General features: G+C 69.7%; 9 protein-coding genes. 4 read left to right on the top strand and 5 right to left on the bottom strand.

The genetic code is table 11. From position 1 onward, the window contains the following. Window positions 1-67 precede the first annotated feature (67 nt). The 3 genes from C454_RS19120 to C454_RS20890 all read left to right on the top strand — a co-directional run bounded on the left by C454_RS19120 (window position 68) and on the right by C454_RS20890 (window position 2,838). On the top strand, window positions 68-1,633 hold the full coding sequence (locus C454_RS19120; RefSeq protein ID WP_004978237.1) for a cobyric acid synthase: 1,566 nt from the start codon (window positions 68-70) through the stop codon (window positions 1,631-1,633). 145 nt (window positions 1,634-1,778) lie between these two features. Further along, window positions 1,779-2,435, top strand: a complete 657-nt coding sequence (locus C454_RS19115) for a lactate utilization protein (protein WP_004978235.1) — start codon at window positions 1,779-1,781, stop codon at window positions 2,433-2,435. 259 nt (window positions 2,436-2,694) lie between these two features. Then, the gene (locus C454_RS20890) at window positions 2,695-2,838 is read left to right on the top strand and encodes an HVO_A0556 family zinc finger protein (RefSeq protein WP_004978233.1); all 144 of its coding nucleotides are present in this window, start codon (window positions 2,695-2,697) and stop codon (window positions 2,836-2,838) included. Window positions 2,839-2,937: 99 nt separating this feature from the next. Here C454_RS20890 and C454_RS19110 read toward each other — a convergent pair whose 3' ends face one another. Then, on the bottom strand, window positions 2,938-4,194 hold the full coding sequence (locus tag C454_RS19110; protein WP_004978230.1) for an ABC transporter substrate-binding protein: 1,257 nt from the start codon (window positions 4,192-4,194) through the stop codon (window positions 2,938-2,940). A gap of 94 nt (window positions 4,195-4,288) precedes the next feature. On the opposite strand from C454_RS19110, the gene C454_RS19105 reads away from it, so the two are divergent. Next, entirely contained in the window at window positions 4,289-5,518 is a 1,230-nt protein-coding gene (locus C454_RS19105; protein WP_081605272.1) for an ABC transporter substrate-binding protein, read from the top strand. A 108-nt stretch (window positions 5,519-5,626) separates the two neighbouring features. Here the strand turns inward: C454_RS19105 and hutH are convergent, their stop codons facing one another. From hutH to hutU, 4 genes are read right to left on the bottom strand one after another with little or no spacing between them, the layout of a single operon-like run. Further along, complete coding sequence (hutH, locus tag C454_RS19100; protein WP_004978227.1) at window positions 5,627-7,213, bottom strand: histidine ammonia-lyase; 1,587 nt, start codon at window positions 7,211-7,213, stop codon at window positions 5,627-5,629. Further along, window positions 7,206-8,444 (bottom strand): imidazolonepropionase, encoded by a 1,239-nt coding sequence (hutI, locus tag C454_RS19095; protein WP_004978224.1) that lies wholly within the window; start codon window positions 8,442-8,444, stop codon window positions 7,206-7,208. The genes hutH and hutI overlap by 8 nt, the downstream gene beginning before the upstream one ends. Next, entirely contained in the window at window positions 8,437-9,387 is a 951-nt protein-coding gene (hutG, locus tag C454_RS19090) for a formimidoylglutamase (RefSeq protein WP_004978223.1), read from the bottom strand. Before hutG ends, hutI begins: the two co-directional genes overlap by 8 nt. Next, the gene (hutU, locus tag C454_RS19085) at window positions 9,384-11,210 is read right to left on the bottom strand and encodes a urocanate hydratase (RefSeq protein ID WP_004978221.1); all 1,827 of its coding nucleotides are present in this window, start codon (window positions 11,208-11,210) and stop codon (window positions 9,384-9,386) included. Before hutU ends, hutG begins: the two co-directional genes overlap by 4 nt. Window positions 11,211-11,243: the final 33 nt, after the last annotated feature.

Here is an 11,243-nt window from a genome sequence, read left to right as displayed (position 1 = left end):
GGTATGGGGCCGCCCTCCCGCGCCCGAAACGAACACCTTTGAACCGCGCGGCCCTGACTCCCGGCAGATGACGACGCCGACCCTCCTCGTCGCGGGGACCGCGAGCCACGTGGGCAAGAGCACCGTCGCGGCCGGGCTCTGTCGCCTGTTCGCCGACCGCGGCCTCTCTGTCGCGCCGTTCAAGGCGCAGAACATGAGCAACAACGCCCGGGCGGTCGCCACCGCCGACGGCGACGACTTCGGCGAAATCGGCGTCTCGCAGTACGTGCAGGCCCGCGCCGCGCGGGTCGCGCCGACGACCGACCACAATCCGGTCCTGCTCAAGCCCCACGGCGACGGCACGTCGCAACTGGTCGTCCACGGTCGGGCGGTCGGCCTCAACTCCGCGGGCGACTACTACGCGACCCACTGGGAGGACGCCCGCAACGCGGCGGTCGAATCGCACCGTCGGCTGGCGGCCGAGGCGGACGTGGTCGTCGCCGAGGGGGCCGGCTCCATCGCCGAGATAAACCTCCACGACCGCGACTTGGCGAACATCGAGACCGCCCGCTTCGCCGACGCCGACATCCTCATCGCGGCCGACATCGAGCGCGGCGGAGTCTTCGCCAGCCTGCTCGGGACGCTCGAACTCCTGCCCGAAGACGTGCGCGAGCGGGTCGTCGGCGCGGTCATCACGAAGTTCCGCGGCGACCCGAGCCTCCTCGAACCGGGGCTCGACGAAATCGAGGAGCGGACCGGCGTGCCCGTCCTCGGCGTGCTTCCCTACGACGACCCCGGTCTCCCGGAAGAAGACAGCCTCGCGCTCCCCGCGGAAGGCGAGCGCGCCACCGTCGGCGACGACGACGGCGTCGCGGCCGAGCGCGCCGTCACAATCGGCGTGCCGCGACTCCCGCGCATCTCGAACGCCACGGACTTCGGCCCGCTGGCCGAGACGCCGGGCGTCCGGGTCGCCTACCTCCCGCTCGACGCGACGCTCGACGGCATCGACGGGGTGGTCCTCCCCGGCAGCAAGAACACGGTCGACGACCTGCTCGCGCTCCGCGACGCCGGCTTCGGCGACGAACTCGCCGCCTTCGACGGCCCGGTCGTCGGCATCTGCGGCGGCTACCAACTGCTCGGCGAGACCATCGAGAACGCCGACATCGAGGGGGCGGCGGCCGACGAGATGGTCGAAGGATTCGGCCTGCTGCCGATAGTCACGCGCTTTTCCCGCGACAAGCGGGTCGAACCCGTCTCCGTCGAGTTCGACGGCGCGGGACCCTTGGCCGGCGCGACGGGAGCTATCGACGGCTACGAGATACACATGGGCGACAGCCGAATCGTCGGCGGCGCGACCCCGGTTTCGGGCGACGGCGCGGCGCTCGGACGGGTCGCGGGGACGTACATTCACGACCTGTTCGCCAACGACTCGCCGCGGAACGCGTTCGTGGACGCCGTGTACGAGTCCGCCGGGCGCGACCGTCCGGCGACGCGAGCGGCGGGCGCGACAGGGGGAAAACGAGCGGAGACAGCGGGAACGCCCGAGGCCGACGCGGACGCCGGCGCGTCGGGCGACCCCTACGACCGCGCCGCCGCGCTCGTCGCCGACAACCTCGACGTGGCGGCGCTCTGCGACGCGCTCGGACTGGAGTAGCGGAGTGACCAAACCGCGACCCGTCGCGGCGGGGGCGGTAACACGACCGTAACCACCTGACACCGCCGTCAGCGAGCGTTTAACACCCGTTAGCCGCTACACTCGGGCGTCGGAGTACCCACCGGCTCCACCACCACACTCACACATGTCTCAACAGAAATCTGACTACGCAGACGACGCCGATATCGACGCCGAACTCGACCAGCTCCCCGACGACGAGGTCGTCGAAGCCACCGTCGAGAACCTCGAAGCGAGCGGGTTCGACGTCGTCGTCGTCGACACGGCCGACGAGGCGCTCGAAACCCTGCAGTCGCACATCCCCGCGGGCGTCTCCGTGATGAACGGTCACTCGACCACTCTCGAAGAGATCGGGTTCGACGACTACCTGAGCGAGGGCGACCACGAGTGGGAGAGCCTGCCGGACCAGATTTGGAGCATCGACGACGACGCGGAGCGACAGGCCGCCCGCCGCGACTCCCAGACCGCCGACTACTTCCTCGGCGGCATCAACGCCATCGCCCAGACGGGCGAACTCGTCGCCGCGGACCTCTCGGGCAGTCGCATCGGCGCGTACCCCTTCGCCGCCAGCAACGTCGTCATCGTCAGCGGCGTCAACAAAATCGTGCCGACGCTCGACGACGCGCTCGACCGCCTCGAATCCGTCGCGTACCCCCTCGAAAACGAGCGCGCGAAGGAGGCCTACGGCGTCGAGTCGATGATTGCGAAGCAACTCATCTTCCGGCAGGAAGTCGAAGAGGGCCGCACCACCGTCGTCCTCATCCGCGAGCAACTGGGCTACTAAGTCCGACTCGCCTCCCCCCTCGACGCGTTCCCACGCTCCTCCGGGGAGCTTCCTGCGCCCGGACAATCCATCACCACCACCACCTCACCGGGCATCCCACCACCGTTCTCCCGGTTCCCCGTTTTGCGCGTCCCACGCCCCGAGTCGCGACTGTCGCCGACAAAACGACGGTTCGAACCGAACAGTTCTCGGGAGTGTCACGGACCGCGATATATCGAACCGGAGAAATGTTCTTACGACTGGAGCCGAATCGTCGGATATGCCCGAATCCGCGTACCTGCTCGATTCGTTCGACGAAGAGGACTGCACCTACTGCGACGGCGACCTCGTGACGGGGAGCTACAAAGACAACGACGCCATCGTCTGCGACGGCTGCGGGACGCCGGCCGTCCAGCTCTGGTAGGCGGACGAGCCACCGTGGAGGCGAGCGGGCCGAGCGGGTCGAACGAGCCACCCGCCAGCGCCGGGTGGCGAGAGAAACGGCCGGGGAAAACCGGCCGGCTCAGTTACCGGTGACGATGTCGGCGACGCGCTGCCTATCGAATAGCCGCTCTTCTTCGGGAATCTCGGGGTACGCACCGCCGGTGTACTCCGGCCACGCGCCGAAGCGGCCGGGATAGAGCTGTTTCGCGGTCATCTCCAACTGGAACAAGTTCATAATCGGCCCCTGTACCGGCGTGCCCGAGGGGAAGACGCGGTCGTTCCGGACCGCGCTGAGTTCGCTCCCGACGGGGTGGTCTTCGAGGGTCTCGCGAGTCGACGCCACGTCGTAGTACGAGTCGATACCGTAGCTGTGGAGCAACACGTCGGGGTCGATTTCCAGCATCGTCTCGAAGTCGTAGGAGGTCTCGAACGTCACGTCGCCGGCCGCGAAGGCGTCGGTGACGCCGAGCGGACGGATGTGCGAGGTGGCGAAGCCGGGAACGTTGATTTTCGAGGGGTAGAACGTCTCGTCCATGTAGATGACGACGCCGACCGTCGGGCGCTCCGACTCGGGCGGGAGGTCCGATTGAATCGTGTCGAGGAGGTCGCTGTGGACCGACTCGAGCGCCGCGTAGCGGTCTTCCTCTCGGAACACCTGCCCGACGTTCTCCACGATTTCCCAGAGCGTGTAGTACTGGTAGTCGGCGGCGTACGGCTCTGGCGGCTGGGCGTGCGTGCGACTGTAGGCGTTGCCGAACCACGGGCCGACCTGCTCGCGAATCTCCTCGACGTCCGACTGGTCCCAACCGTCGAAGCTGGCCACGAGCGCCGGGTCGACGAGGTGGAGGTCGGAGTCCAGTTCGTAGACGAGTTCCTTGTCGATGTTGACGCTCCCGGACCCGGAGTTGAGTTGCGCGAGCTCGCTCCGGTCGAACGAGACGCCGTCGAGGCGCTCGTAGTAGGCGTCGAGCGTCCGGCCGCCGGCGTCGCTGTCGAAGCCGAGGGAGTTCACCGCGTCGCCGTGGCCGAAGGCGACCGCCGCGTCGGCGTAAACGAGGTTGTACACCATCACGTCCGCCGGAACCGAATCGAACGTCACGTCGCCCGCCGGCGACATCGACACCGTGTACCCGGCCTGTTCGGCCTCGGTCTCTGCCTCGGGAGACGCTTCGGTCGTGGCCTCCGTCGCCGCGGCCGTCTCGGTCGCGTCCGTCGCTGATTCCGCGTCGTTCTGCCCGGCACAGCCGGCCAGCAAGCCGCCCGCGAGAAGCGCGCCGCCGCCCTTGAGGTACGCTCGGCGCGTGCGCGCCGCCCGGTCGACGAGGTCTTGGTCCATGGTTTTAGCCACTCCCAAACGGATAAATCCGTTTCGGAATTTCGGCCGGCCTAAATCGGTACGCCTATATGTATTAGGCGGGCCTAAAAGTACGATGGCAGACAGCGACGGACCAACGCGCAGGAAGTTCTTGACCTACGGCGGTTCGGTCGCCGCCGGCGGACTGCTCGCCGGCTGTACCGGTTCGTCCGAGTCGGACGCGACCACGACCGGCGCGACCGCGACGGAGACCGCCGCGACCGAATCGACGGCGACCGAGTCGACCGCGGAATCGACGGCCGAGGCGGACTCGTACACGGTGTCGATGGCCCCGATGGGCGAGGTGACGTTCGAATCGGTCCCCGAGAGCATCTTCACGCGGCTGACCCACCACGCGGGGATGGCGTTCGCCCTCGGCCACGGCGACGCCGTCAACTCGATGCACGCCCCGGACTACTACGACGCGCTGTGGAACCAGTTCACGCCGCGGCTCCCCGACGTCGAACTCGACTGGACCGGCCTGTACTCGTCGTGGGAGCCGTCGAAAGAGCGGCTCTACGAACTCGACAGCGACGTGCACCTCGCGGACCCCGCCAGCGTCTCGGCGCTCGGCAGTTGGAGCCAGGACGACCTCGACGAAATCGAGGAGAACGTCAGTCCGTGGTTCGGCAACAGCTTCAGCGCGCGGCATCAAGCGCCGCCGACCGAGTGGACCGACGCCTACGAGTACTACGGCCTCTGGGAGATATTCGCCAAGGTCGCGCAGGTGCTGCAGGAGGAAGCGAAGTACGAGGCGCTCACTACGGTCCGCGAGGAACTGCTCGCGGGGATTGCGGCGGACCTCCCCGCGGAAGAGGACCGCCCGACCGCCGTGCTCCTCGGCCCGAGCGACCTGGAGTCCATCTACGCCTACAACCTGAGCACGCCGGGCTTCCTGACCGCCCACACCCGCCCGTTGAGGCCGGTCAGCGCGTTCGGCGACGACGTTGAATCCGGCTCGACCGTCGACTTCGAGACGCTCCTCGAAGCCGATCCCGACGTGATTCTCACGCTCGGCGGGATGCACCCGAACACGAGCATGCCCGACATCCGGACGGGCTTCCAGGACGACCCCGTCGGAGCCGAGATTTCGGCCGTGAAGAACGACCGCATCTACGCGCAGGGCGGCCGATACCAGGGGCCGATACTCAATCTGTTCCAGTTGGAGATGACCGCGAAACAGCTCTACCCCGACCAGTTCGGCGCGTGGCCCCAGTACAGCGAGGGGCCGTACCCCGAGATTCCCGAGGAGGAACAGCTGTTCGACCGGCAGCGCGTCGCCGACATCGTCAACGGGAACCTCTGAGTCGGCAACCGCGGCGAGCGCCGGGCGTGTCACCGGCGACGCGATGGCCGTTTTTTGCAGTCGGGGGCGACGGTCACTCACCGCCTCCCGATGGTGGGTGCGGACGAATCAGCCGGAGAGCCCGGCGTCCTCGATGGCCGCGCGAATCGCGCCGAACCGGACGAGGTCGGCCGCCGTCTCCAGTTCGCCGTCGAGTCGGCGGTCCTCGTCGAGCGGCGGAACCACGGACCGAATCGCGTCGCGGACGGCCCCCGTTCCGGTCCCGAGTTCGAGGCCCTCGTCGAGGAACTCCGCGGCCTGCGAGCCACAGAGGAGTTCGACGCCGACGATGGTCGCGACGTTCTCGGCGACCGTGCGGGCGTTGAGGGCGCTCTGGCCGCTCATGCTCACGTGGTCTTCCTGCCCGCCGCTGACGGGCGTCGAGTCGATGGAGGGGCGACCGAGCGACCGACACTCGTTGAGCAGCGCCGCGGCGGTGTACTGCGCAATCATGTAACCCGACCGGAGCCCGCTGCGCTCGGTCAGGAACGGCGGGAGGTACGACTCCTGTACGTCCGGGTTGAGCATCCGGTCGGTCCGGCGCTCGGAGATGGCCGCGAGTTCCGTCAGCGCGCCGGCGGCGTAGTCGAGGCGGAGCGCCAGCGGTTCGCCGTGGAAGTTGCCGGCGGAGACGACGGCGGCCACGTCGGTGCCGGGCGCGCGCTCGTCCACCGCGCCCGCCGGGAAGACGAGCGGGTTGTCGGTGACGCTGTTGAGTTCGACTTCGACGGCCTCGCGGAGGTGCGAGACGGCGTCTCTGACCGCGCCGTGGACCTGCGGGAGACAGCGAATCGAGTAGGCGTCCTGCACGCGCTCGCAGTCCTTGTGCGATTCGAGGACGGTCGAACCGGCGGTGAGGCGGCGAATCGCCGCCGCGCTCTCTTGCTGGCCGGGGTGGGGACGAACGTCGTGGATGGCGGGGTCGCAGTTCGCCGTCGTCCCCATCGTGACTTCGGTCGCGAGCGCGCCAGCGGCGTCGGCCGCCTCGACGGTTCGCTCGGCGTCGACGACGAACAGCGCGGCGAGGCCGACCGTCAGTTGCGTCCCGTTGATGAGCGCGAGGCCCTCCTTCGAGGCGAGCGTCACCGGCTCCAGACCGACCGCTTGCAGGGCTTCGTCGCCCGGGAGTCGCTCGCCGTCGACGCGGGCTTCGCCCTCCCCGATGAGGACGAGCGCCATGTGCGCGAGGGGCGCGAGGTCGCCGCTCGCGCCGAGGCTCCCGCGGGAGCGGACGACCGGCTGGACGCCCTCGTTGAGCATCGAGACGAGCAGGTCGACGACCGAGGGTCGGATGCCCGAAAAGCCCTTGGCGAGCGTGTTGGCCCGGCTGACCATCATCGACCGGACCTCCTCGCGGGAGAGTTCGCGGCCCGCGCCGGCGGCGTGGCTGCGGACGAGGTTCGTCTGGAGGCGCTCGATGTCCTCGCGGTCGATGTGGGTCTCCACGAGGTGGCCGAAGCCGGTGTTGACGCCGTAGACCGGTTCGCCGGAGTCGAGGACGGACTCGACGCGCTCGCGCGACTCGCGCATCCGCTCTCGCGACTCGGCGGCGAGTTCGACGGGTGCGTCGTGGCGTGAAACGGCGGCCACGTCCTCCGGCGTCAGCGACTCGCCGTCGAGGACGACCGAATCGGGGAGGCCTGTGCGGTCACCCACGGACGACCACCCCCGATTTCAGCACGGTCGAAACGGGGTTCGTGTCGAACCGGTACGAGAGGTGCGACGCGGTCGGCACGTCGAGCACGACGGCGTCGGCGGGAGCCCCGGCGCGGAGCGTGCCCGTGCCGTCGTCGCGGTCGAGCGCGCCCGCGGCGGCGCTCGTGACGCCGCGGATGGCCTCGTGTGGAGTCATTCGCATTCCGACGCTGGCGAGCGTGGCGACGAATCCCATGCTTCGAGAGAAGCAGTTCGGGTTGAAATCGGTGGCGAGCGCGACCTCGTGGCCCGCGTCGAGGAAGGCGCGGGCGTCGGCGTAGTCGGCACCGAGGCCGAACGCCGTGCCCGGGAGCATCACGGGCGCGACGCCGGCTTCGACGAGCGCGTCTCGGCCCGCGTCGTCAGTGTGGAGCAGGTGGTCCGCGCTGGCCGCGCCGACCGCGGCCGCCACGTCGGCGCCGCCGATGGCGGCGAACTCGTCGGCGTGAATCTTCGGCGTGAGGCCGTGGTCGCGGCCCGCCTCCAGAATCCGACGGGACTGCTCGGCGGTGAACACGCCGCGCTCGCAGAACACGTCGCAGAACTCCGCGATGCCCTGTTCGGCGACCGCGGGGAGTTGGTCGGCGACGACCGACTTGGTGTACTCCTCGGTGTCCACGCCGCGCGGGACGGCGTGCGCGCCCATGAACGTCGGAACCACGTCCACCGGGTGGTCCGAACCGGCCGCGTCGATGGCCGAAAGCATCCGCAGTTCGGTCTCGGTGTCGAGGCCGTAGCCGCTCTTCACCTCGACCGTGGTCGTTCCGTGGGCGAGCATCGCGTCGAGGTGTTCCGTGAGGTTCGCCGCCAACTCCTCGTCGGAGGCTTCTCGGACCGCGTCGACGGTGCGGAGGATGCCGCCGCCGTCGGCGAGAATCTCCTCGTAGGTCGCGCCGCGTAGCTTCGCCACGAACTCGTCGGAGCGGTCGCCGGCGAACAGCGCGTGGGTGTGGGGGTCGACGAAGCCCGGCAGGACCGTCTTGCCGGTCGCGTCGACGGCGGTGTCGGCGTCGGCGAGCGGGTAGTCCGCGAGCACTTCGTCTGTCGCCCCGACGGCGACTACCTCGCCGTCGAGCGCGGCGAACGCGGCGTCTTCGAGGACGACGACGCCGGTTCCCTCGTCGGGGCCGACGACCAGTTCGGCCGCGTCGTGGACGACCGTGAGGCCGGCCGTGGAACCCGCGTCAGTCACGCGACGTCACCCCCGCGAGGAAGTGGGCGACCGCACGGGCGGCCGCGCCGACGGTTCGACCGTCCTCGTCGTCCAGCGGCGGCGCGCACTCCACGACCTCGAAGCCGACGACGCGGGGGTCGGCCGCGACGCGGCGGAGCATCGAGAACAGTTCGCGGGTGGTGACGCCGCCGGGGGTCGGCGCGCTCGCGCCCGGCGCGGCCGTCTGGTCCAGCACGTCCACGTCGAGGCTGACGAAGACGCGGTCGCAAGCGGCCAGCGCATCGAGGGCGAAGTCGGCCGTCTCGACGGGGCCGCGACCGACCTCGTCGGCGGTGAGAATGGTGCCGCCCGAGTCGCGCAGAAAGTCGGCGTAGGCGGTCGAAGTCTCGAAGTGGCGCGCGCCGACCACGGCGAGGCGGTCGAGACCGGCGTCGAACAGCTGGCGGTAGGGCGTCCCGCTCGTCGGGCCGTCGGCGGGGTCGCGGCAGTCGAGGTGGGCGTCGAAGCTCACGACCCCGACCGAGTCGTCGCCGCCGAGAAGCGGCGTGACGTTCCCGACCGTCAGGGAGTTGTCGCCGCCGAGGAAGACCGGGAGCGCGCCGCGCTCGTAGACGGCCGCGGCCTCGTCGGCGACGACGGCCTGCACGTCCGCGACGTGGTTCTCGGGGTCGTCCGCGTCGTTGTACGCCTCGACCGGGAGGTCGCCGAGGTCGGCGACGCCGGCGACCGGCCCCTCGTCGAAGTGGTGGGTCTTGACGCCGGCGAGGGCGCGCCGAATCGCGGCGGGGCCCTCGCGGGCACCGCGCCGACCGATGACGGCCCCGTCGTACGGCTCGCCCACGAGGACGGCGCGGAAGTCGCCCGCGTCCTCGATTTCGGTCGGGGTGATGACGTGGCCGAACTGCTCGTCGTTCGGGTCCGACGACGTCCCCTCCCACGCGGGTGGGTCGGTTCGGCTCATTCGTCACCTCGGGCGGCGGATTCGCCGGTCTCGGTCGCGTGGCCGCCGTCTTCGGCCGCGCGGTCGGCACGTTCGGCGCGGTCGGCCGCGTCGTGGTCTCGCATCGGGATTCGGACGTTCGACCGGGCCGCCTCGTCAAGCGCGTCCTCGTAGCCGGCGTCGGCGTGGCGGATGACGCCCATGCCGGGGTCGGTCGTGAAGACGGCGCGGGCCTTCTTCGCCGCGAGGTCCGAGCCGTCGAGGACGACGTGGTTGTTCGTGTGCAGCGAGTTGCCGATGCCGACGCCGCCGCCGTCGTGGACGCTCACGATGTCCGCGCCCGCGGCGGTGTTGAGAAGCGCGTTCAGGATGGGCCAGTCGGCGACCGCGTCGGTGCCGTCGCGCATCGCCTCGGTCTCGCGGTACGGGCTGGCGACCGACCCGGCGTCGAGGTGGTCGCGGGTGACGACGACCGGCGCGGAGACCTCGCCCGAGGCGACGAGGTCGTTGATTTTCAGCGCGAAGCGGGCGCGCTCCGTGAGACCCTCGTCGTCGGTGGTGTAACCGAGCCAGCAGACGCGCGAGGGGAGCCCCTGGAACGACACCTGCTCCTGTGCGAGGTCTATCCAGCGCATGAGCGACTCGTGTTCGGGGAACAGCTCTCGAATCGCCTCGTCGGTGCGGTGGATGTCGGCGGGGTCGCCGGAGAGCGCGGCCCACCGGAACGGCCCGCGCCCGCGGCAGAACATCGGGCGGATGTACGCCGGGACGAAGCCCGGGAAGTCGAACGCGTGTTCCATCCCGCGGTGGTTCTGGACCTGCCCGCGGATGTTGTTGCCGTACTCGAAGGCGATTGCGCCCGCGTCCTGTAAATCGAGGATCGCCTGCACGTGGCGCTCCATCGTGTCGAGGCTCTCTTCGACGTACTTCTCGGGGTCGTCCTCGCGGAGTCGGTCGGCCTCCGCTGCGGTGTAGCCGCTCGGGTAGTAGCCTTCGAGTTCGTCGTGGGCGCTCGTCTGGTCCGTGACCACGTCCGGAATCTCGTCGCGCGCGAGCAGTTCTTCGAGCATGTCGGCGGCGTTCATCTGGACGCCGACGCTGTAGGGCTCGCCCGCCTCAATCGCGTCCTTGGCGTTTTCGAGCGCCTCGTCCAGCGAGTCGGCGGACTCCATCAGGTAGTCCGTCTCGACCCGGCGCTCGATGCGGTCGGCCTGCACCTCGGCGGCGATGCAGACCCCGTGGTTCATCGTCACCGCGAGGGGCTGTGCGCCGCTCATGCCGCCGAGACCGCCGGTGACGACGAGTTTGCCCCGCAGGTCGGCGTCGTAGTGCTGGCGGGCGAGTTCGGCCAGCGTCTCGTAGGTGCCCTGAATGATGCCCTGCGTGCCGATGTACGCCCACGAGCCGGCGGTCATCTGGCCGTACATGATTTTCCCCTCGGCCTCCAGTTCGTGGAAGTGCTCCCAGTCGTCCCAGCGGCCGACGAGGTTGGAGTTGGCGATGAGGACGCGCGGGGCGCGCTCGTGGGTCGGGAACCGTCCGACCGGCTTGCCCGACTGGACGAGGAGCGTCTCGTCGTCGTCGAGGTCGCGGAGTTCGGCGAGAATCGCGTCGTAGGCGTCCCACGAGCGGGCGGCGCGGCCGGTCCCGCCGTAAACGACGAGGTCCTCGGGGCGCTCGGCCACCTCGGGGTCGAGGTTGTTGTTGAGCATCCGGAGCGCCGCCTCCTGTCGCCACCCCTTGCACTCGATGTCCGTCCCGGTGGGCGCGCCCTGATACGCGCGCCACTCGTCGCTCGGGTCGCCGAGCCGGTCCCGACGCGCCGACGATTGCTGGTCGTGCATACCACAGACTTCGGGCGCGAGACGGGTAGCGAT

The organism is Haloferax gibbonsii ATCC 33959 (assembly GCF_000336775.1).
GTDB lineage: Archaea > Halobacteriota > Halobacteria > Halobacteriales > Haloferacaceae > Haloferax > Haloferax gibbonsii.
The sequence above is the reverse complement of the archived record's forward strand: the minus strand, read 5'-3'. Positions and strand labels throughout refer to the sequence as shown.